Origin of the sequence: Methylopila sp. 73B (genome assembly GCF_000526315.1) — a bacterium.
Classification (GTDB): domain Bacteria; phylum Pseudomonadota; class Alphaproteobacteria; order Rhizobiales; family Methylopilaceae; genus Methylopila.
In genome coordinates, this window is the sequence record NZ_JAFV01000001.1 from 2,827,512 (window position 1) to 2,845,841 (window position 18,330).

At 70.4% G+C, this 18,330-nt stretch carries 18 protein-coding genes; 8 read left to right on the top strand and 10 right to left on the bottom strand.

Translation table 11 applies throughout. The features are described from left to right. Positions 1-5 precede the first annotated feature (5 nt). The 4 genes from K244_RS0113655 to tesB all read right to left on the bottom strand — a co-directional run bounded on the left by K244_RS0113655 (position 6) and on the right by tesB (position 5,838). Positions 6-2,618, bottom strand: a complete 2,613-nt coding sequence (locus K244_RS0113655; protein ID WP_020186838.1) for a DNA translocase FtsK 4TM domain-containing protein — start codon at positions 2,616-2,618, stop codon at positions 6-8. A 302-nt stretch (positions 2,619-2,920) separates the two neighbouring features. Further along, positions 2,921-4,267, bottom strand: coding sequence for an ammonium transporter (locus K244_RS0113665; RefSeq protein WP_024816501.1), 1,347 nt, complete (start codon positions 4,265-4,267; stop codon positions 2,921-2,923). Between the two features lie 52 nt (positions 4,268-4,319). Then, a complete protein-coding gene (locus tag K244_RS0113670) occupies positions 4,320-4,658 on the bottom strand; it encodes a P-II family nitrogen regulator (protein WP_020186841.1) in 339 nt (112 codons plus the stop codon). 316 nt (positions 4,659-4,974) lie between these two features. Next, positions 4,975-5,838: an acyl-CoA thioesterase II gene (gene tesB, locus K244_RS0113675; protein WP_020186842.1), complete on the bottom strand. Its 864-nt coding sequence runs from the start codon at positions 5,836-5,838 to the stop codon at positions 4,975-4,977. A 137-nt stretch (positions 5,839-5,975) separates the two neighbouring features. On the opposite strand from tesB, the gene K244_RS0113680 reads away from it, so the two are divergent. Together K244_RS0113680 and K244_RS0113685 are read left to right on the top strand one after the other, a co-directional pair. After that, on the top strand, positions 5,976-6,158 hold the full coding sequence (locus K244_RS0113680) for a hypothetical protein (RefSeq protein ID WP_020186843.1): 183 nt from the start codon (positions 5,976-5,978) through the stop codon (positions 6,156-6,158). Between the two features lie 20 nt (positions 6,159-6,178). Next, on the top strand, positions 6,179-7,360 hold the full coding sequence (locus K244_RS0113685; protein ID WP_020186844.1) for an FAD-dependent monooxygenase: 1,182 nt from the start codon (positions 6,179-6,181) through the stop codon (positions 7,358-7,360). A 9-nt stretch (positions 7,361-7,369) separates the two neighbouring features. Here K244_RS0113685 and K244_RS0113690 read toward each other — a convergent pair whose 3' ends face one another. The 3 genes from K244_RS0113690 to trxA are packed head-to-tail and all read right to left on the bottom strand — an operon-like array spanning position 7,370 to position 9,170. Next, entirely contained in the window at positions 7,370-7,576 is a 207-nt protein-coding gene (locus K244_RS0113690) for a Trm112 family protein (protein WP_020186845.1), read from the bottom strand. Continuing rightward, positions 7,573-8,244 (bottom strand): LON peptidase substrate-binding domain-containing protein, encoded by a 672-nt coding sequence (locus K244_RS0113695; RefSeq protein ID WP_020186846.1) that lies wholly within the window; start codon positions 8,242-8,244, stop codon positions 7,573-7,575. Before K244_RS0113695 ends, K244_RS0113690 begins: the two co-directional genes overlap by 4 nt. An 11-nt stretch (positions 8,245-8,255) precedes the next feature. After that, positions 8,256-9,170, bottom strand: a complete 915-nt coding sequence (gene trxA, locus K244_RS0113700) for a thioredoxin (protein WP_020186847.1) — start codon at positions 9,168-9,170, stop codon at positions 8,256-8,258. Positions 9,171-9,374: 204 nt separating this feature from the next. Between trxA and K244_RS0113705 the strand changes: the two genes are divergently transcribed. Beyond that, the gene (locus K244_RS0113705) at positions 9,375-10,658 is read left to right on the top strand and encodes an NAD(P)/FAD-dependent oxidoreductase (protein ID WP_020186848.1); all 1,284 of its coding nucleotides are present in this window, start codon (positions 9,375-9,377) and stop codon (positions 10,656-10,658) included. Between the two features lie 374 nt (positions 10,659-11,032). On the opposite strand, the gene K244_RS0113715 is transcribed toward K244_RS0113705, so the two are convergent. Both K244_RS0113715 and K244_RS0113720 read right to left on the bottom strand, forming a co-directional pair. After that, positions 11,033-13,615, bottom strand: a complete 2,583-nt coding sequence (locus K244_RS0113715) for an FtsX-like permease family protein (protein ID WP_020186849.1) — start codon at positions 13,613-13,615, stop codon at positions 11,033-11,035. Further along, positions 13,612-14,295, bottom strand: coding sequence for an ABC transporter ATP-binding protein (locus K244_RS0113720; protein WP_024816502.1), 684 nt, complete (start codon positions 14,293-14,295; stop codon positions 13,612-13,614). The genes K244_RS0113715 and K244_RS0113720 overlap by 4 nt, the downstream gene beginning before the upstream one ends. 130 nt (positions 14,296-14,425) lie before the next feature. Between K244_RS0113720 and K244_RS0113725 the strand changes: the two genes are divergently transcribed. The 5 genes from K244_RS0113725 to K244_RS0113745 all read left to right on the top strand — a co-directional run bounded on the left by K244_RS0113725 (position 14,426) and on the right by K244_RS0113745 (position 17,948). Further along, the gene (locus K244_RS0113725; protein ID WP_020186851.1) at positions 14,426-15,022 is read left to right on the top strand and encodes an arylesterase; all 597 of its coding nucleotides are present in this window, start codon (positions 14,426-14,428) and stop codon (positions 15,020-15,022) included. Positions 15,023-15,105: 83 nt separating this feature from the next. Beyond that, positions 15,106-16,158: an aldo/keto reductase gene (locus K244_RS0113730; protein ID WP_020186852.1), complete on the top strand. Its 1,053-nt coding sequence runs from the start codon at positions 15,106-15,108 to the stop codon at positions 16,156-16,158. Between the two features lie 42 nt (positions 16,159-16,200). Beyond that, complete coding sequence (thpR, locus tag K244_RS0113735) at positions 16,201-16,734, top strand: RNA 2',3'-cyclic phosphodiesterase (RefSeq protein WP_020186853.1); 534 nt, start codon at positions 16,201-16,203, stop codon at positions 16,732-16,734. 98 nt (positions 16,735-16,832) lie between these two features. Then, positions 16,833-17,438 (top strand): 3-isopropylmalate dehydratase small subunit, encoded by a 606-nt coding sequence (gene leuD / locus K244_RS0113740; RefSeq protein ID WP_020186854.1) that lies wholly within the window; start codon positions 16,833-16,835, stop codon positions 17,436-17,438. 126 nt (positions 17,439-17,564) lie between these two features. Further along, positions 17,565-17,948 carry a RidA family protein gene (locus K244_RS0113745; protein WP_020186855.1) on the top strand — a complete coding sequence of 128 codons (384 nt, stop codon included), beginning with the start codon at positions 17,565-17,567 and terminating at the stop codon, positions 17,946-17,948. Here K244_RS0113745 and K244_RS0113750 read toward each other — a convergent pair. After that, entirely contained in the window at positions 17,938-18,321 is a 384-nt protein-coding gene (locus tag K244_RS0113750) for a DUF2794 domain-containing protein (RefSeq protein WP_020186856.1), read from the bottom strand. The two genes, K244_RS0113745 and K244_RS0113750, sit on opposite strands and share 11 nt — an antisense overlap. Positions 18,322-18,330 lie beyond the last annotated feature (9 nt).

The window sequence follows — 18,330 nt, forward strand, 5'->3', positions numbered from 1 at the left end:
GGCCGTCAGGCCGCGTCGTCGTCGCGGTCGGCGCCTTCGAGGAGAATTTCGCGCTTGCCGGCGTGGTTGGCCGGGCCGACGACGCCTTCCTTCTCCATCCGCTCGACCAGCGAGGCCGCGCGGTTGTAGCCGATCTGCAGGCGACGCTGGATGTACGAGGTCGAGCACTTCTTGTCGCGCAGCACCACGGCCACCGCCTGGTCGTAGACGTCCGCGCCCTCGTCGCCGAAGCCGCCCTTGTCGAACACCGCGCCGTCGTCGCCGTCCTCGCCCGGCTCGTCGTCCTCGGTGATGACGGCGTCGAGGTAGTCGGGCTGCCCCTGCGCCTTCAGATGCGCGACGATGTCCTCGACCTCCTCGTCCGAGCAGAACGGCCCGTGGACGCGGGAGATGCGGCCGCCGCCGGCCATGTGCAGCATGTCGCCCTGCCCCAGCAGCTGCTCCGCGCCCATCTCGCCGAGGATCGTGCGGCTGTCGATCTTGGAGGTGACCTGGAAGGAGATCCGGGTCGGGAAGTTCGCCTTGATCGTGCCGGTGATGACGTCCACCGAGGGACGCTGCGTCGCCATCACGATGTGGATGCCGGCGGCGCGCGCCATCTGCGCCAGTCGCTGGATCGCGCCCTCGATCTCCTTGCCGGCGACCATCATGAGGTCGGCCATCTCGTCCACGATGACGACGATGTAGGGGAGCTTGCCGAGCTCCATGATCTCCTGCTCGTAGACCGCCTCGCCGGTCTCCTTGTCGAAGCCGGTCTGCACCGTGCGGGTGATCGCCTCGCCCTTCTCCAGCGCCTGCGCCACGCGGGCGTTGAAGCCGTCGATGTTGCGGACGCCGAGCTTCGACATCTTGCGGTAGCGGTCCTCCATCTCCCGGACCGCCCATTTCAGCGCCACCACCGCCTTCTTCGGGTCGGTGACGACCGGCGTCAGCAGGTGGGGGATGCCGTCGTAGATCGACAGCTCGAGCATCTTGGGGTCGATCATGATCAGGCGGCACTCCTCCGGCTTCAGCCGGTAGAGCAGCGACAGGATCATGGTGTTGATGGCGACCGACTTGCCGGAGCCGGTGGTGCCGGCGATCAGCAGGTGCGGCATGCGCGCGAGTTCGGCGATCACCGGCTCGCCGCCGATCGTCTTGCCGAGGCAGAGCGGCAGCCGCATCTTGGCCTTCTCGAAGTCGGCCGAGGCCAGCAGTTCGCGGAGGTACACGGTCTCGCGCCGCGCGTTCGGCAGCTCGATGCCGATGGCGTTGCGGCCGGGAATGACGGCGACGCGGGCCGCGACCGCGCTCATGGAGCGGGCGATGTCCTCGGCGAGGCTGATGACGCGGCTCGACTTCACGCCGGGCGCCGGCTCCAGCTCGTAGAGCGTGACCACGGGACCGGGCTTGACGTTGATGATGGCGCCGCGGACGCCGTAGTCCTGCAGCACCGCCTCCAGCATGCGCGCGTTCTGCTCCAGCGCCTCATGGCTGACCTGGGGCGCGACCGTGCGCTTCGGCTCGGCCAGCAGCGAGAGCGGCGGCAGCTCGTAGCCGTCGCGGTCGAGCAGCGAGGGCTGGGCCTCCCGCGCCAGGCGACGTCCGGGCTTGGGCGCGGCCGGCGGCGCGGCGACCCGGCCGACCGGACGATCTCCGGCCGCAAGCTGCAGCGGCGCGCCGCCCAGAACGGACGGGGTTTCGCGGCGCAGCGGCGGCTCGCGGCGCTCTTCAGCCGCGCCGAAGCCGGGCTCGCGCCTGAGCGGCGCGCCGAGGTCCTCGTCGTCGCGCGAGGCGCGCTCGAGGATGCGGGACAGCGCGCGGTCATCCTCGCGCTCGCCGCCCCGGCGGGAGAAGGCGCGCCCGGCGGCGGCCTTCGCCGACAGCGCCCAGTGGGTGAGCAGGCCGAGCGAGATCAGGCGACGATCATCCTCGTCATCATAAAGATCGGCGTCGGGCTCGGGGGCGGCCGAAGCCCGCTCCGGCGCCATGCGCGGCTCGGTCCGGGCGGCCGACAGCGGCGGCGCGGCGCGGGCCGGCTCGTCGGCCTCGGCGCGGCGGAAGGTCGGCGTGGCTCCGATGGCGAGCGCGAAGGCGACCGCGCCGCCGCCGGCGAGCGCCGCGGCCACGCCGGCGCGGACGGCGCCGCTGGCGAGGCCCATGGCGTCCGCCGTCATGAGGACGAGATCGCCCAGCACGCCGCCGAGACCGGTCGGCAGGGGCCAGGACGGCGTCGCCGGCAACAGCCCGGCGCCGCCCGCGAGCAGCGTCGCGGCGAGCGGCCAGGCGAGCAGCTTGATCTTCTCGCGCTCGACGGCGCGGTGCGTCAGCAGCCGCCAGCCCCAGATGGCGACGGGGAGCACGAAGACCGCGGCGGCGAGGCCGAAGGTCTGTGTCAGCAGGTCGGCGACCACCGCGCCGAGAGGTCCCAGCGCGTTGTGGACCGGACCGTTGGTGGCGTGGCTGAAGCTCGGGTCCTGCACCGACCAGGTGGCGAGGGCGACGGCGGCGAGCGCGCCGAGCGCGACCAGGGCCAGCCCGCCGAGCTCCGTCGCGCGCCTCAGCAGCGTGTCGCGCAGGCTGTCCGGCAGGAGAGCGACCGACTGGAAGCCGCGCGAGCGGGAGCGGGCGACCCGCATCTCAGGACGCCTCGGCCGCGCGGCCGGACATCCGACGCGACATGCCCCTGCGGGCGGCTTCGCCGCCCACGATTTCGTCCTTGCAACGCACCTGCATGAACGACGCGACCCTTCTGAACGCTTGACCGACATGTGGTCGATCGTTTCTCAGATTCTTAGTCCGAGACGGTTAAGAGGGCCTTACCCCGCGCTGTCGGACGGCGCCACGACACCTCTCTCGCCCGTCATTCCGAGGGTTAGAGACGCAAAAAGGCCCCGGCTTACGCCGGGGCCTTCCGCTCAAACCTGGCTGACGCCGAGGATCAGCTGCTGTGGTAGGCGCGCTCGCCGTGCGAGATGAGGTCGAGACCTTCGCGCTCCTCGTCGACCGTCACGCGGAGGCCGACCAGCACGTCCACGATCTTGAAGATGATGAAGCTGCCGATGCCGGTCCACAGGATGGTGACGCCGACCGCCTTGATCTGCGTGATGACCTGACCGGCCATCGAGTAGTCGGCGACGCCGACGCCGCCGAGAGACGGGCTCACGACGATGCCGGTGCCGATCGCGCCGATGATGCCGCCCACGCCGTGGATGCCGAACACGTCCAGGCTGTCGTCGTAGCCGAGAGCGTTCTTCACCGCGGTGCAGAAGATGAAGCAGACGGTCGCGGCGACGGCGCCGAGAACCAGCGCGCCCATCGGACCCGAGACGCCGGCGGCCGGGGTGACGGCCACGAGGCCGGCGACGATGCCCGACGCGAGGCCGAGCATGCTCGGCTTGCCCTTGGAGATCCACTCCACGAACATCCAGGCGAGACCCGCCGCGGCGGTCGCGACGAAGGTGTTGAGCAGCGCCAGCGTGGTGACGCCGTTCGCTTCGAGATTGGAGCCGGCGTTGAAGCCGAACCAGCCGACCCAGAGCAGGCCGGCGCCGATGAGCGTCATCGGCAGGTTGTGCGGAGCGATGATGTCCTTGCCGTAGCCCGTGCGCTTGCCGAGCAGCAGCGCGCCCACGAGGGCCGCGACGCCGGAGTTGATGTGCACGACCGTGCCGCCGGCGAAGTCAAGCGCGCCCCAGCCGAAGATCATGCCGTTGGCTGACCACACCATGTGCGCCACGGGGAAGTACACGAAGGTGCCCCACAGCGCGGCGAACAGCAGAGCCGCCGGGAACTTGATGCGCTCGGCGAAGCCGCCGATGATCAGGCCGGGCGTGATCGCGGCGAAGGTCATCTGGAAGCAGATGAACACGAACTCGGGGATCACGACGCCCTTGGTGAAGGTGGCCGAGGTGGAGTCCGGGGTCACGCCCGAGAGGAAGACCTTGGAGAAGTCGCCGATGAAGGCGCCGCCGTCGCCGAAGGCGAGGCTGTAGCCGTAGACGACCCAGATGATCATCATGAGGCAGGCGATGGCCGAGACCTGCATCAGGACGGACAGCATGTTCTTGGCGCGGACGAGGCCGCCGTAGAACAGGGCCAAGCCCGGGATGGTCATGAGCAGCACGAGGACGGTGGAGACCATCATCCAGGTCGTGTCGCCCTTGTTGACCGTCGGCGCGGCCTCGACCGCCGGCGCGGCGGCGTCCTGCGCGTAGACCGCGGTCGCGAGCATCAGGCCGGCCGTCAAAGCCGGGGCTCCCCAGCGGAGCACGGAACTCAGTTTCATCGAGTGAACTCCCGAAGACGTCGGATAGGGTTGGGGCGTCGACCGCGGCTCGTCAGAGCGCGTCGTTGTCGGTCTCGCCGGTGCGGATGCGCACCGCCTGGTCGATCGAATGGACGAAGATCTTGCCGTCGCCGATCTGGCCGGTCTTGGCGGCGGCGGCGATCGCCTCCACCACCTTCTCGACCGACCCGGCCGCGACCGCGACCTCGATCTTCAGCTTCGGCAGGAAGCTCACGGCGTATTCCGCGCCGCGGTAGATTTCGGTGTGCCCCTTCTGCCGCCCGTATCCCTTGACCTCGGTGACGGTCAGCCCGTGAACGCCGATCCCGGTCAGGGCGTCGCGGACCTCGTCCAGCTTGAATGGCTTGATGATGGCCATCACGAGTTTCATGCGTCGCTTCCCCGTTGGCCCGCCGGGCCGGCGCAGTGTCGCGCGCGGCGCCGGGAGACAGTTGCGTGGTCCGAGACGACAGCACGACGCGGCTGCGTCGTCGGGTCTCGCCGGCGCGTTGAATTCAAGGGTCGTGCCAACTGCCGGAACGGTTGCGAAAGCGTTGATTCCGACAGCTTCCTGCCCCCGCGAGGCCGGCTATCGCCACATCAAACCTGCCAAACGACTAAAAGATAGGCAGAACGCCTATTTATTCAGCCGTCAAATTAGGCGGCCGCATGGCGGCGCTTAGGAAGTGAGCAGTTTGGCCGCCGCTTTATGCGTCAGCCCGGCGGCGGCGGATCAAACCCTCCTGCGCGACCGAGGCCACGAGCTCGCCTGATTCCGTGTAGATCCGACCGCGCGTGAAGCCGCGGGCGCCGCCGGCGAAGGGGCTGTCCTGGGTGTAGAGCAGCCATTGGTCCGCCCGGAACGGCCGGTGGAACCAGAGGGCGTGGTCGAGGCTCGCCGCCTGGATCTCGCCCGAGAACACCGAGCTGCCGTGCGCCACGAGCGCGGTGTCCAGCAGCGTCATGTCGGAGGCGTAGGCGAGCACGCACTGATGGATCGCCGGGTCGTCCGGCAGCGCGGCGGTGGTCCGGATCCACACGCTCTGGTGCGGCGGGCGCGGCTTGCCGTCGAGATAGCGCATCGGGTCCACGTGCCGGATCTCGATCGGCCGCTCGCGCTCGAAGTAGTTGCGGATCGCCTCGGGCATGGTCGGCATCAGCTGCTCCTTGAGCGTGCGCTCGTCGGGCAGGTCTTCGGGCCGGGGGACCTCGGGCATGTCGAGCTGGTGCTCGTAGCCCTCCTCGTCGAGGTGATAGGAGGCGGACATCGAGAAGATCGCCTCGCCGTGCTGGATCGCCACGACGCGGCGCGTGACGAAGCTGCGGCCGTCGCGGATCGGGTCGACCTCGTAGATGATCGGCGTCTTGGGATCGCCCGGGCGCATGAAATAGCCATGGAGCGAGTGCGGCGGCCGGCCGTCGACGGTGCGGGTGGCCGCCACCAGCGCCTGGCCGACCACCTGTCCGCCGAACACCCGCTGCCATCCGGTCTGCGGGCTCAGGCCCCGGAACAGGTTTTTCTCCAGCGGCTCGAGGTCGAGAATCTTCAACAGATCGGCGACGGCGGACATGCGGATTTCCTGAATCGTGCGTTGTGCGAGCATGGACGCGGCGCGTCCAACGTCAAGGCGCGGCGCGGGCTGATCCGAACCGCGTCCGGGCGCGAACGAAGCCAAGCGCGCCGGCCGGCCGCGCGGAGGACCCGCCGATGCTGTTCGCCATCCTGATGACCATCTGCCGCGCGAGCGATCCCAGCGCCTGCCATGAGGAGCGCGTCGAATTCGAGGGTCCGGCGATGGGCTGCATCGTCAGCGCCCAGCCGGTCGTCGTCGACTGGACCGACCGCCATCCCGAGTGGACGGTGAAATCCTGGAAATGCCGGCCGCGCTAGGCCGTGCTATCACACGCCCCATGACCGATCCCGCCGCTTCCTCCGCCCTTCTCGACGTCGCCGTCGCCGGCGCAGGCGTCGCGGGTCTCACCTTCGCGGTGGCGCTGAAACAGGCGCTCGGACCCGGTTTGAAGATCACGGCGTTCGACCCTGCGCTCGGGAGCGATCCCCGCGACGACGGCCGCGCCTCCATGCTCGCGGCCGATGTCAGGCGTTTCCTCCGCGATCTCGGCGGCTGGCCGGAGGCGGCCTCCCCGGTCGCCGGGCTTCGGATCACCGACAGCCGGCTCGACGACGTCTTTCGCCCGATCTTTCTTGAGCTGGGAGCCGAGGTCGCGGGCGAGCCCTTCGCCCATATGGCGTTCGACGCCGACCTCAGGGCGGCGCTGCGCGCGCGCGCCGAAGCGCTGGGCGTCGGCCTGGCGGCGGACGGCGTGGTCGGGCATCGGCCGGCAAGCGGGGGCCTTGCGCTGTCGCTCGCCTCAGGAGCGGAGGCGACCGCGCGCCTGCTTGTCGCGGCCGACGGCGCGCGGTCGAGCGTGCGGGAGCGCGCGAAGATCGCGACCCACGTGATGGCCTACGACCAGATCGCGCTGACGGCGACGCTCGCCCATGAGCGGCCGCATGGCGGGATCGCGACCCAGCACTTCCTGCCCGGCGGCCCCTTCGCGATGCTGCCGCTGGACGGGAACAGATCGGCGCTGGTCTGGAGCGAACGGCGGTCGGCGGCGGAGGCCGTGATCGCCTCCGACGACGCCGCGTTCCTGGCCGACGTCGAGCGCCGCGCCGGGCCGGAGTTCGGCGCGATCACGCTGGCGGGACGCCGCGGCTTCTTTCCGCTGCGGCTGCTGCTTGCCCGGAGCTTCGTGGGAGACCGCGTCGCGCTCGTCGCCGACGCCGGCCACGTGGTGCATCCCCTCGCCGGCCAGGGGCTGAACGTCGGCTTGCGCGACGTGATGGCGCTCGCGCGCATCGTGGCGGAGGCGGTCCGTTCGGGCGAGGACTGGGGCGCTCCGCAGACGCTCGATCGTTACGAGCGGGCGCGACGGTTCGACGTCGCGGCGCTCGGCGCGGCGACCGACGCGCTCTATCGGCTGTTCCGCGCCGACGCGGCCCGCTTTGCGCGCGACGTCGGCATGGGGCTCGTCGACCGCACGCCCGCGCTCAAGCGCAAGATCGTCGAGATCGCGGCGGGCGAGTGAGCGCCGGCCTCAATCCTCGATCGGGCGGGCCTCGTCGGGCAGCATGATCGGGATGCCGTCGCGAATGGGATAGGCCAGCTTCGCCGGCTTCGAGATCAGCTCCTGGCGCGCCGCGTCGTAGGTCAGCGTCGCCTTGGTGAGCGGGCAGACGAGGATCTCGAGCAGCTTGGGGTCGACGCCGCTGCCGCGGGTCGGGAGGTCGGTCGCGTCGGTCATTGCAGGGAGGAACTCGCGTCGCCGCGCGCGCGGGCCAGCTCCATCTCCGTGACGGCGACGAGGATCTCAGCGCGCGACTTGAGATCCGGAGCTTCGAGCAGCGCCTGCTTCTCGCGGGCGCCGAAGGGGCTCATCATGGCGAGCGCGTTGACGAGCGCTTCATTGGGCGCGCGCCGGATGCCGTCCCAGTCCGCCTCGAGGTCGTTGGCGGCGAGATAATCCTTGAGCGTCTTGAGCAGCGCCTCGCGGTCGACGTCGTCCTGGCCTTCGCCGGGGGCGAGGTCGAGCGCGAACTCCTCGAACGCGACGCGCGCCTGCCGGTACGGCGTGGCGGCCGTCAGCTCCTCGGCCAGCTCGAAGCGGGCGACGCCGGTCAGGGTGACGAGATAGCGGCCGTCCCCGGTCTCCGCGAAGGCCGTCAGGCGCCCCGCGCAGCCGACGCGGACGAGCGCGGGCCGCTCCTCCTCGTCGGACGCTTCCGGCGTCGGCTGGATCAGCCCGATCAGACGATGGGACCGGATCGAATCATCGATCATCGCGAGATAGCGCGGCTCGAAGATGTTGAGCGGCATCTCCCCCCGCGGGAGCAGCAAGGCGGCGCGCAGCGGGAACAGCGGAAGGACGGCCGGAAGCTCGTCGAGCTTGTGGTAGACGATGTTGGAGGCCATCCGTCACCCTCTCACGAGAACAGCAGCGAGGACAGCCGCTTCCGGCCCGCGATCGTGTGCTCGTCCTTCGGCCCCCAGGCCTCGAACAGCGTCACGAGCTCCTTGCGGGCGCCGTCCTCGTTCCACGAGCGGTCGCGCTTGACGATCTCGAGCAGATGGGCGAGCGCCTCTTTCCGCAAGCCGGCCGCCGCGAGCCCGACGGCGAGATCGAAGCGCGCCTGGTGGTCGGCCGGGTCCGCCGCGACCTTGGCCTCGAGCGGGGCGAGGTCGCCCACGGCCGCGGCCTTCTCGGCGAGATCGATCTGCGCCCGCGCGGCGGCGATCGCGGGGTCGCCCGCCTTCGCCTCGGGGGCGGCGTCGAGCGTCGCCTTCGCGGCCGCGAGGTCGCCCTGGGCGATGAGCGCGCGGGCGAGGCCGCCGATCGCCGCGATCTCCTCCGGCTCCTCGGCGAGAATGTCGGCGAAGATGGCGGCGGCGTTCACCGCGTCGCCCTCCGCCAGCGCCGCCTCGGCGTCCGCCAGCGCCTCGGCGATCCCGCCGCCGCCGACCGGCTCGCCCAGCAGCCGCTCCACGAACGCCTGGACCTGAGCCTCCGGGAGCGCGCCCATGAAGCCGTCGACAGGCTGGCCGCGGGTGAAGGCGAACACCGCCGGGATGGACTGCACGCCGAGCTGGCCCGCGATCTCCGGGTACTGGTCGATGTTCATCTTCGCGAGCTTCACCTTGCCGCCCGCCGCCTTGACCACCTTTTCGAGCACGGGGGTGAGCTGCTTGCAGGGGCCGCACCAGGGCGCCCAGAAGTCGACAAGCACCGGGACGGACTGAGACGCCTGGACCACGTCGGCCATGAAGGTCCGGGTGGTGGTCTCGACGATGAGGCCGTCGGCGGCTCCGGCGGGGGGCGTGGCGCCATCGGCGAGCGTCATGCGCGGTCTCCTGACTGAGGGCGGCGGACGCAGCGATCCGCAGCTTCCGTTGGCGAGACAGATGGGGGAACCGGAGCGCGAATGCAAATGGGTCGCGCCGCGCCTTGAGGGCAGTTGGTCGCGGAGCGCGGGGTGGCAACCGGCCCCCGTTCCGAGGCATTGTGAGCGCGCGCCCCACACGATCCGCAAAGGACACCGCCGCCCATGACCGACACGTCCCTGGCTGACACCCCAAAGGCCCGCCGCAAGGTCGTCGTGGTGGGCGCGGGCTTCGCGGGCCTTTCCGTGGCGCGGGGCCTCGCCAAGGCGGACGTCGACGTGACCGTGCTCGACCGGCACAACTACCACTGTTTCCAGCCGCTGCTCTACCAGGTCGCGACCGCCGAGCTGTCGCCCGCGGACATCGCCTGGCCGATCCGGCACGTGCTGAAGTACCAGGCCAACGCCAAGGTGCTGCTGGCGAACGTCACCGGCGTCGACGTCGCGAACAAGCGCGTCGTCGCCGACACGGTCACCCTGCCCTACGACCAGCTGGTGCTCGCGACCGGCGCCACGCACTCCTACTTCGGCCGCGACGAGTGGGCGGCGGTCGCCCCCGGCCTGAAGCGGATCGAAGACGCCACCGTCATCCGCCGCAAGCTGCTGATCGCGTTCGAGCGGGCCGAACTCGCCGACGACCCGGCGGTGCGCGAGCAGCTGCTGACCTTCGCGATCGTCGGCGCCGGTCCCACCGGCGTCGAGATGGCGGGCGCCATCGTCGAGGTGGCGAAGCACGTCATGCCGTCGGACTTCCGCCGCATCGACCCGCGCACCGCGCGCGTCATCCTCATCGAGGCCGGCCCGCGCGTGCTGCCGGCCTTCCCGGAAGCCCTGTCGGCCTACACCCAGGCCTCGCTGGAGCGGATGGGCGTGGACGTCCGGGTCAGCACGAGGGTGACGAACTGCGACGCCACCGGCGTCGACCTGGAAGGCGGCCGGCTGGACGCCGCGACCATCATCTGGGCCGCGGGCGTCGTGGCCTCGCCGGCCGGCGAATGGATCGCCGCCGCGCGCGACCGGGCCGGACGCGTGCAGGTGGAGAAGGATCTCACCGTTCCCGGCCATCCCGAGATCTTCGTCATCGGCGACACCTCCGCCGTGTCCCGCGAGGACGGGTCCCCGGTGCCGGGCGTCGCGCCGGCGGCGAAGCAGATGGGCGTCTACGTCGCGGACGTGATCGCCTCGCGGGCGCGCGACGCCGTGCCGCCGCCGCCCTTCCGCTACAAGCACCAGGGCGACCTCGCGACCATCGGGCGGAAATCGGCGGTGGTGAAGCTGCCCTACATGAACCTGACGGGCTTCGTCGCCTGGCTGTTCTGGTCCGTCATCCACGTGTTCTTCCTGATCGGCGTGCGGCACCGCATCGCCGTCGCCTTCAAGTGGGTCTGGGACTTCATGACGTTCCAGCGCGGCGCGCGGCTGATCACCGACCAGAAGGACCAGATCTGAGGGTCCCGCAGTCCAACCCCGCTTCGCCGCGCCGTCGTCATTCCCCGGTTTATCCGGGGAACCCAGGCGAGATCGTCAAGCGGGGCGGACGACTGGATGCCCCGGATAAACCGGGGCATGACGCGCGATCTGAGGCGGCGCTCTTGAGCTTGGAACAGAGCGTTCGCGCACGACGCGGAACCGAGTCCTAGGTCCCGGAGTTTGTTCGTCGCACACACAGGGAGGCGACGACCATGATGAAGGGTGGACTGCTTTGGCTGATCGGCATTCCGTTGCCGATCATTCTCATCCTCTGGTTCCTCGGCTACCTCAGCTGATCACCAAAAAGGCCCCGGAGATCGCTCTCCGGGGCCTTTTTGGTTGGCGATCGTCCGTTACAGGTTGCGCAGGTGCCGCGCGGGCGTCTCTCCGAGGATGCGCCAAGTGCCGACGAGGCCGAGCACGATGGTCAGCACCAGCGCGACCAGCGCAGCGCCGCCCGCGCCTACGGGGTCGAACCAGAAGTCGATCCGCATGATCTCGGTCGCGACGGCCCAGGCCGCGAGCGAGCCCACGACGAGGCCAAACACGGCCGTCACGAGACCAAGCAGCGCATACTCCGCCGCGAAGGCCGCGAGCAGGCGGCCGCGGGTGGCCCCCAGCGTCTTCAGCACGACCGCCTCGTAGACCCGGCGTCTGTGGCCCGCGGCGAGCGCGCCCGCGAGCACCAGGATGCTCGCCACCAGCGTCACGCCGCTCGCCGCGCGGATGGCGAGCGCGAGGTTGCCGACGATGGCCTCGATCGCGGTCAGCGCGTCCTTCACCCGGATCGCCGTCATGGTGGGGAAGTCGCGCGTCAGCTCCCGGAGCAATCCGAGCTCCTTCGCGTCGCCGGCGCCTTTCGGGAAGCCGACGGTCGCAAGCGTCATATACGGCGCGCCAGCGAAGGCGTTCGGCGAGAACACCATGAAGAAGTTGATCCCCATGGTCTCCCAGTGGATCTCGCGCAGGTTCGCGACCTTGGCGGTGATCGTCCGGCCGAGCACGTTGACGCCGATCTCGTCGCCGACCTTGAGCCGAAGGCCTTCGGCCAGCCGGCGGTCGAACGAGACCAGCGGCGGCCCAGCGTAGTCCGCCGGCCACCATTCGCCCGAGATCACCGTCGAGCCTTCGGGCGCCGTGGCGGAGAAGGTGACGCCGCGGTCGCCGCGCAGCGCCCAGCGGGACTCGGGATCGACCGCCGCGTCCTCGGAGGGTTCGCCCTTCAGCGACACGATCGAGCCACGCAGCATGGGGGTGCTGTTGAAATCCGCCTCCGGCGCCTTCGCCTTGACCACCTCGCCGAAGCGGTCGCGTTCGGTGGAGGGGATGTCGAGGAAGAAGAACGCCGGCGCCTTCTGCGGCAGCTCGTTGGACAGCTGCCGGCGGATCGAAGAATCGATCAGCGTCAGCGCCACCAGCAGCACGAGCCCGAGGCCGAGCGACATAACGACGGACGGCGTCAGCGCGCCCGGCCGGTGGACGTTGGCGAGCGCGAGCTTCAGCTCCACCCGCTTCGGCCGCGGCAGCCGGGCGGCGACCGCCATGATGCCCCAGGAGATCAGCCGCAACGCGATGAAAGCGCCGATCGTCGCGACGACGAAGGCGGTCGCGATGCGCCGGTCGTAGGCCGCGAACACCGCAAGGGCTGCCAGCGCCGCCGCGGCCAGGCCCGTCGCGATCATGTAGCCGAGGCGGGGGAAGCGCCTGTCCGGCGCGATGGCGTCGCGGAACAGCGCCGCGACGGGCACGTCATGCGCGCGGCCGAGCGGCCAGAACGCGAAGGCGAGCGCGGTCAGGCCGCCGTAGGCCGCCGCGAGCGCGAGCTCCCGCGGGAAGATCGACGGCGCGAGCGGCAGCGGCAGCAGGCCTTTCAGCGCGTAAGCCGCCGCGAACGGGATCGCCGCGCCGAGGATCAGCCCGATCGCGACGCCGAGCGCGCCGAGCGCCGCCACCTCGATCAGATGGACGAGGAAGACGGTCCGCCCCGAGGCGCCGACGCTCTTCAGGATGGCGATGGTGTTGCGCTTGCGGTCGACGAAGGCGGAGATCGCGTTGGCGACGCCAACCCCGCCGACCACCAGCGCGGCGAGGCCGACGATCGTGAGAAACTGGGTGAAGCGGTCGACGTTGCGCTGCAGCTGCGGCGCGGCGTTGAGGCGCGAGCGGGCCTCGAAGCCGGAGCCCTTGGCCTCGCGCTCGACGTCGGCGAGCAGCGCCCGCACCGCGTCGTCGCTCGGCTCGCCGGGCATCGCGACCCGGTAGGACCAGCGCACGAGGCTGCCGGGCTGCAGCAGGCCGGAGGCCTTGAGCGCGGGCTCGGACACCAGCACGCGCGGGCCAAAGCCGATGCCGTCCGACAGCTTGTCCGGCTCCTGCGTCAGGGTCGCGCGAATGTCGAAGCGGGAGGAGCCGATCTCGATGCGATCGCCGACCTTGACGTCGAGCCGGGCCAGCAGCGCCGGGTCGACCGCCGCGCCGAACGCGCCGTCCTTCTCCGCCAGCAGGTCCGGCAGCGGCGCCGCGGGCTCCGTCGTGGCGCGGCCGACCATGGGCCAAGCGCCGTCGACGGCCTTGAGTTCGATCAGCGTGGAGTCGCCCGAGGCGGCGCGACCCATGGAGCGCATGGTGGCCACGGTCGCGATCCGGCCTTTGGTCTCCAGCAGCGCGCGCTCGGCGGGCGTGGCCTCGCGGTGGATCAGCGCGAAGGCGGCGTCGCCGCCGAGGATCGCGCGGCCCTCGCGCTGCAGGCCCTCGGTCAGCCCGCGCGACAGCGAACCGACGCCCGCAATCGCCGCGACCCCGAGCGCCAGGCAGCCCAGGAAGACGATGAAGCCCTGCACCCCGCCGCGCAGATCGCGGGCGGCGAGCCGGAACGGGATGGGCAGGCGAAACGCGGAGCGGCGTTCGGCGGGGCGATCTGCGGCGACGTCGCTCACGCCGCGGCCTCCGCCAGACCTTCGACGCGGCCGGAGCGCAGGCGGACGGTGCGGCCGCAGCGGGCAGCGAGCGCCACGTCGTGGGTCACGAGCACCAGCGTCGCGCCGCGCTCGGCGGTCTTGGCGAACAGCAGGTCGGCGATCTGCCGGCCGGTCGTCTCGTCGAGATTGCCGGTGGGCTCGTCGGCGACCAGCAGCTCCGGCCGCGAGCTGAGAGCGCGCGCAAGGGCCACGCGCTGCTGCTCGCCGCCCGAGAGCTCCGCCGGATGATGATCGAGCCGATGGCCGAGCCCGACCGCGTGAAGCTCGGCCTGGGCGCGCTCGATCGCGTCGTCGACGCCCGCGAGCTCCAGCGGCACCGCGACGTTTTCGAGCGCGGTCATGGTGGGGATGAGGTGGAAAGACTGGAACACGACGCCTACGTTGCGACCGCGGAAGCGGGCGAGGCCGTCCTCGTCCAGCGCGCCGAGATCCTGTCCGAGGATCGAGACCGTTCCCCCGTCCGGGCGCTCCAGCCCTGCGAGCGTCATGAGGAGGGTGGACTTGCCGGATCCGGACGGGCCGACCAATCCGACCACCTCCCCGCGCCCTATAACGAGGCTCACGTCCTTGAGAATGTGGACGCGCGCGGGACCCTGGCCCAGCGACAGATTGACGTTTCGGAGTTCGATCGCAGACATGAAGCCTCTGGTCTCGGCGCGGAACGCGCCTGTGCGGCGCAGCATCACGTCAGATAACGACGGGAACGCGGCGCGCCAGCCGTCCCGCCGCAGCTTACTCGCCCTCGGGGCCGCCGCTCTCGCAAGCGTGATGCCCCTGCGTACGGCGCGCGCCCAAGCTCCGATCAAACTTGTCGCCTTCGGGGATAGCCTGACGGCCGGCTACGGCCTCGGCCCCCGCGAAGGCTTCGCGCCGCGTCTGGAGGCGGCGCTCAAGAGCCGCGGGCACAACGTGTCGGTCGCGAACGCCGGCGTCTCCGGCGACACCGCGAGCGGCGGCGCCGACCGGCTGGACTGGTCGGTGCCGGACGGGACCGACGGCGTGATCGTCGAGCTCGGCGCGAACGACATGCTGCGCGGCGTCGACCCGAAGGTGACCCGCGCGGCCATCACGCGCATCCTGGACCGTCTGGCGGCGCGAAAAATCCCCGCCATGCTGGCCGGCATGCGCGCCTCGCCGAACCTTGGGGCGGACTACGTCAGGCGGTTCGAGAGCATCTATCCCGACCTTGCGACGGAGCGCGGCTTGGTGCTCTACCCGTTCTTCCTCGACGGCGTGGTCGGAAACCGCTCGCTCAATCTCCCCGACGGCCTGCACCCGACGGCCAAGGGGGTGGACGTGGTGGTCGAAAACATCACGCCGACGGTCGAAAAATTCCTCGCCCAGATCGCCGCCCGGCGATCGTAAGCCGCCAACCCTTCCGCATTGCGTCCCGCCCCGCGCTCAACGGCGGCGGGCGCCCTCCTGACCTCAACGCAAAGGCCATTTCGATGGAGTATCGCAAGCTCGGGCGGACGGGGCTCGACGTCAGCGTTGTCTGCCTCGGCACCATGACCTTCGGCGAGCAGAACACCGAGGCCGAGGGCCATGCGCAGATGGACCGCGCCCGGGACGCCGGCGTGAACTTCCTCGACGCCGCCGAACTCTACCCGATCCCGCCGAAGCCGGAGACGCAGGGGAAGACCGAGGAGATCATCGGCTCCTGGCTCGCCGCCCGCGGCGGCCGCGACAAGACGATCGTCGCGACCAAAGTGGTCGGGCGCACCGTGATGGAGTGGTTCCGGAAGGACGGTTCAAAGGGCGAGCTGTCCCGCGACCAGATCCGCGAGGCGGTCGACGGCAGCCTGAGGCGGCTCCGCACCGACTACATCGATCTCTACCAGCTGCATTGGCCGGACCGGGAAGTGACGCAGTTCGGCTCGAACCCGGTCGTGTTCCGCCCGGTGGAGCCGGCGCCCGGCGAACATCCGATCCACGAGACGTTGGAGATCCTGAGCGAGCTGGTCCGCGAGGGCAAGATCCGCCACGTCGGGCTCTCGAACGAAAGCGCCTGGGGGACCATGCGTTTCCTCGGCGAATCCGAGGCCCGCGGCCTGCCTCGCGTGGCCTCGATCCAGAACGCCTACAGCCTTCTGAACCGGACCTTCGAGACCAATCTGGCCGAGATCGCCCTGCGCGAGGACGTCGGGCTGCTGGCCTATTCGTCGCTCGGCCAGGGTTATCTTACAGGCAAGTACCGCGACGGCGCGCTGCCGGCCGGCGCCCGCAAGACGCTGTTCGATCGCCTGCAGCGCTACGAGACGCCGGGCGCCGAAGGCGCGATCGAGGCCTATTGCGATCTAGCTGGGGAGATCGGCTGGAGCCCCGCGCATCTCGCCTTGAAGTTCGCGGCCACGCGGTCCTTCATGACCTCCGTGATCATCGGCGCGACCACCCTGGAGCAGCTCGACCACGACCTTGCGGCCTTCGACCAGCCGTGGTCGGAGGAGATCGAGGCCCGCGTCGACGCCATCCACAAGGTCCGCGCGAATCCTTGTCCGTGACGGCCTGACCGCCGCGGGACGCGTGTTGCGAGGAGGCGCGCCATGCCGCGGCTGTTCACCGCGATCGAGGTGCCCGAGGACATCGGACTCGCGCTCTCCGGCTACCGCGGCGGCCTGTCCGGCGCGCGCTGGATCGACGTCGAGAACTACCACGTCACCCTGCGCTTCCTCGGCGACGTGGACGAGGACGTCGCGCAGGAGGCGGCCCTTCTGCTCGGCAAGATCCGCCGTCAGCCGTTCGACGTGGTGATCGAGGGGCTCGACGCCTTCGGCGGCGCGCGGCCGCGGGCGCTGATCGCCAAGGTCGCGCCCTCCCCCGCCATTCTCGAACTGCAGGCCGAGCACGAACGGTTGATGCGCCGGGCGGGGCTGCCGGCGGAGTCGCGCAAGTTCACGCCGCACGTGACGCTCGCGCGGCTGCGCGACGCCTCGCCCCGTGCGGTCGCGGACTATCTGGGCCTCCGCGGCGGGCCGGCCCGGCTGTCGTTCCGGGCCGAGCAGTTCGTGATCTACTCGTCGCGGGATTCCGTCGGCGGCGGCCCCTATGTGGTCGAGGCGGCCTACCCGCTGAGATGAGAGAGCGGCCTCCTATATCAGGCCAGGAGCGCGCGCGCTTCGGAACGGGTTGACCGGCCGCCGGCGCCGGAGCATGACAGCGCGCGAGGAGAAGACCCATGCAGAAGTTCACCACGCTGACGGGCGTCGCCGCCCCCCTGCCGATGATCAACATCGACACCGACATGATCATCCCGAAGCAGTACCTCAAGACGATCAAGCGGACCGGTCTCGGCGCGGGACTGTTCTCGGAGCTGCGCTACAACGCCGACGGTTCGGAGAACCCGGACTTCGTGCTGAACCAGCCGGCCTATAAGAATGCGGAGATCCTGGTCGCCGGCGACAACTTCGGCTGCGGATCGTCCCGCGAGCACGCGCCGTGGGCGCTGCTCGACAAGGGCATCCGCTGCGTGATCTCGACCTCGTTCGCGGACATCTTCTACAACAACTGCTTCAAGAACGGCATTCTGCCGATCGTCGTCTCCCCGGAAGACCACGCCAAGCTGATGGACGACGCGGAGCGCGGCGCCAACGCGCGGCTTACCGTCGACCTCGCCGCGCAGACCATCTCCGGCCCCGACGGCGGCACGGTGACCTTCGAGATCGACCCGTTCCGCAAGCGCTGCCTGCTCGAGGGCCTCGACGACATCGGGCTGACGATGGAGAAGGTCGACCGCATCTCCGGCTTCGAGCAGAAGCTCGCCGCCGACCGCCCCTGGGCGTAACTCACCGCCGTCGTCCTCCGGCTCGACCGGAGGACCCACCGCCGGCGTCGATCTCGACGCCGCAGAGGGATGGTCCGGCCAAGCCGGACCATGACGTCTCACGCGTTCCCACGACAGAGCCCGACCATGACCCGCCGTCTGATCTCCACCGGTTCGCCCTTCGAGAAGACGGCGGGCTACAGCCGCGCCGTGGTCGACGGCGACCTCGTGTTCGTCTCCGGCACCACCGGCTACGACTACGCCACGATGACGATGCCCGAGAGCGTCGAGCAGCAGGCGCGCAACGCCTTCGCGACCATCGAGAAGGCGTTGAAGGAGGCCGGCGCGGGCTTCGCCGACGTCGTGCAGACCCGCTACTACCTGACCGACCCCGCGGCCGCGGGCGAGCTGTTCACCGTCACCGGCGAGATCTTCGGCGAGATCCGCCCGGCGAACACCACGGTGATCTGCGCTCTGATCAAGCCCGAGATGAAGATCGAGATCGAGGTGACCGCCCGCGTCAGGTCGTGACGAGGCGGAGCTTCCGGTCCAGCACGTCGAGCACGCGGGCGAGATCATGCCCGCGCTTGAGGATCAGCCCGGTGGTCGTAACCACCGCATAGGTTCCCTGCCGGCGGGCGAGCCTGGGCGTCTTCTCAATGCGGTAGAGCGGCGCTTCGCTGGCGCGCCGGAACACCGAGAACACCGCCTGTTCCTTGAGGAAGTCGATGGCGTAGTCGCGCCACTCGCCGGCCGCCACCATGCGACCGTAGAGCCCCAGAATGGCCTGAAGCTCGCGACGGTCGAACGAGACCTGGACGGGAATGGATTGCGGGACGGACGCCGGGGGCGGGGCGCTGGGCGCCGGGCGCGGCGTAAAACGTATGGGCTCCTGATCGCTCATGGCGCCTCC

What these genes read in the sequence shown, in the direction of transcription:
- K244_RS0113725 (WP_020186851.1), top strand. Translation starts at nt 14,426, where the DNA reads ATGCCCCTGCGTACGGCGCGCGCCCAAGCTCCGATCAAACTTGTCGCC.
- K244_RS0113665 (WP_024816501.1), bottom strand. Translation starts at nt 4,267, where the DNA reads ATGAAACTGAGTTCCGTGCTCCGCTGGGGAGCCCCGGCTTTGACGGCC.
- K244_RS0113730 (WP_020186852.1), top strand. Translation starts at nt 15,106, where the DNA reads ATGGAGTATCGCAAGCTCGGGCGGACGGGGCTCGACGTCAGCGTTGTC.
- K244_RS0113685 (WP_020186844.1), top strand. Translation starts at nt 6,179, where the DNA reads ATGACCGATCCCGCCGCTTCCTCCGCCCTTCTCGACGTCGCCGTCGCC.
- tesB (WP_020186842.1), bottom strand. Translation starts at nt 5,838, where the DNA reads ATGTCCGCCGTCGCCGATCTGTTGAAGATTCTCGACCTCGAGCCGCTG.
- trxA (WP_020186847.1), bottom strand. Translation starts at nt 9,170, where the DNA reads ATGACGCTCGCCGATGGCGCCACGCCCCCCGCCGGAGCCGCCGACGGC.
- K244_RS0113705 (WP_020186848.1), top strand. Translation starts at nt 9,375, where the DNA reads ATGACCGACACGTCCCTGGCTGACACCCCAAAGGCCCGCCGCAAGGTC.
- K244_RS0113670 (WP_020186841.1), bottom strand. Translation starts at nt 4,658, where the DNA reads ATGAAACTCGTGATGGCCATCATCAAGCCATTCAAGCTGGACGAGGTC.
- K244_RS0113750 (WP_020186856.1), bottom strand. Translation starts at nt 18,321, where the DNA reads ATGAGCGATCAGGAGCCCATACGTTTTACGCCGCGCCCGGCGCCCAGC.
- thpR (WP_020186853.1), top strand. Translation starts at nt 16,201, where the DNA reads ATGCCGCGGCTGTTCACCGCGATCGAGGTGCCCGAGGACATCGGACTC.
- K244_RS0113680 (WP_020186843.1), top strand. Translation starts at nt 5,976, where the DNA reads ATGCTGTTCGCCATCCTGATGACCATCTGCCGCGCGAGCGATCCCAGC.
- K244_RS0113720 (WP_024816502.1), bottom strand. Translation starts at nt 14,295, where the DNA reads ATGTCTGCGATCGAACTCCGAAACGTCAATCTGTCGCTGGGCCAGGGT.
- K244_RS0113695 (WP_020186846.1), bottom strand. Translation starts at nt 8,244, where the DNA reads ATGGCCTCCAACATCGTCTACCACAAGCTCGACGAGCTTCCGGCCGTC.
- K244_RS0113690 (WP_020186845.1), bottom strand. Translation starts at nt 7,576, where the DNA reads ATGACCGACGCGACCGACCTCCCGACCCGCGGCAGCGGCGTCGACCCC.
- K244_RS0113745 (WP_020186855.1), top strand. Translation starts at nt 17,565, where the DNA reads ATGACCCGCCGTCTGATCTCCACCGGTTCGCCCTTCGAGAAGACGGCG.
- leuD (WP_020186854.1), top strand. Translation starts at nt 16,833, where the DNA reads ATGCAGAAGTTCACCACGCTGACGGGCGTCGCCGCCCCCCTGCCGATG.
- K244_RS0113655 (WP_020186838.1), bottom strand. Translation starts at nt 2,618, where the DNA reads ATGCGGGTCGCCCGCTCCCGCTCGCGCGGCTTCCAGTCGGTCGCTCTC.